This window comes from Streptomyces sp. MnatMP-M17 (assembly GCF_900091995.1).
In the GTDB taxonomy this organism is placed as follows: Bacteria; Actinomycetota; Actinomycetes; order Streptomycetales; family Streptomycetaceae; genus Streptomyces.
The window spans coordinates 1-1404 of record NZ_FMDK01001230.1 but is presented as its reverse complement, the minus strand read 5'-3'; the positions used below and the strand labels follow the sequence as shown (position 1 = coordinate 1404).

The following is a 1404-nucleotide window of genomic DNA, read 5'->3' as shown; positions in this document are numbered from 1 at the left end:
CGCCGTGCCCCGTACGGGGTGCGAGCCGCTCGCCGTGCCCCGCGGCCTCCAGCGGCTGCCGGGTCGCACGGTCCACATCGCGGTAGCCGGCGCTCGGTACGAGAGCCTCCCGACCTGCCCGTTGTGCCGAGAAGACCAGCTCGTAGAGCTCGATCTGCCAGTCGGCGGGAGAGGTTCCGATGACAAACGTACGGCCGATCAGACACCGGTATCCGCGGTAGTCGGCGCCGAGGCCGACGGAGAGGAAATCGCCCTCCTCGACCCGTCGGTCCGAGGGATGGTGCCCGCCGCGGCCGGAGTTGGGCCCGGTGGCCACGGTGGTCGGGAACGCCGGGCCGTCGGCGCCGTGGTCCACGAGCCGCCGCTCCAGCTCCAGCGCGAGATGCCGTTCGGTACGGCCGACCAAGATCGACTCCAGCAGTTCGCCCAGTGCCTGGTCGGCGATCTCGGCCGCGATCCGCAGACAGGCGATCTCGCCCTCGTCCTTGACGATCCGCAACTGCTCCACCGCGCAGCCCAGATCCGTGAGGCGCAGCCGTGGCGCGACGGAGCCGATGGCCCGGTGTGCGGCGACGGTCAGATGGTGTTCCTCGACGGCGAGCGAGGTGGCGGCGGACGGGATGAGCACGCTCGCGGCGGCGACCACGGGATCGCCGACGGTGGACAGGACGGTGAGCCCGAGCTGGTCGTCCAGCCGCGCTTCGACGTTCTCACCGGCGTGGGTACGCGGGCAGAGCAGCGTGTCCTCGCCGGGGCCGAGGAGCAGTACGGCGCCCGGCGGCGCCGCGCCCGCGAGATAGCGGACGTTCGCGGGCCGCGAGATCAGCGCGGCGGCGTTGCCCGCCGCGGAACACCGGTCACGCAACCGATCGCGGCGGACCGCGAACACGTCTGACATGACCTGAGCGTATGAGCGGGCGCGTGACCCGGCCGGTTCAGCGCGTCCGACCGGGGGGACCGGGGCCGTGGACGGGCATGGGAGGGCACGGCCGGGCACGAGCGGGACGCCCGCACGCGCGCAAGGGCGCTCACCAGCTCGGCGGGCTCGCCAGGGCTCGGGCCAGGACATCGTCGAGTATCCGGGCGGTGGTCTCCACGTCGTACTTGGAGTTGTCGATGATGGGCAGCCCCGAGCCGTACCAGCCGGCCATCCGGCCGTGGATGCCCGCCACCTCCTCGTCGGAGAGTCTGCGGTTGCCGGTGCGCTCGGCGTTGCGCTCCAGCACGATCTCCAGTCCCGGCAGCAGGACGACCGGCAGCAGCCCGGGACCGACATGGCGCTTCCAGCCGCCGAGCCCGACGACCGGGCGGTCGGGGAAGACCGCGTCGTCAAGGATGCAGGAGATGCCGTTGGCCAGGAAGTTCCGCGCGGCGAAGCCGCAGGTGCGGCGGGCCAGCCGGGAC

Annotated in this window: 2 protein-coding genes; both read right to left on the bottom strand. The window is 72.7% G+C overall.

Annotated elements, in window-relative coordinates; genetic code table 11:
- A partial coding sequence (locus tag GA0115259_RS38115) for an aminopeptidase P family protein (RefSeq protein ID WP_093605196.1) occupies window positions 1–898 on the bottom strand: 898 nt, incomplete at its 3' end.
- A gap of 130 nt (window positions 899–1028) precedes the next feature.
- The coding region (locus tag GA0115259_RS38110) for a hypothetical protein (RefSeq protein WP_107469431.1) at window positions 1029–1404 on the bottom strand (376 nt) is incomplete at its 5' end.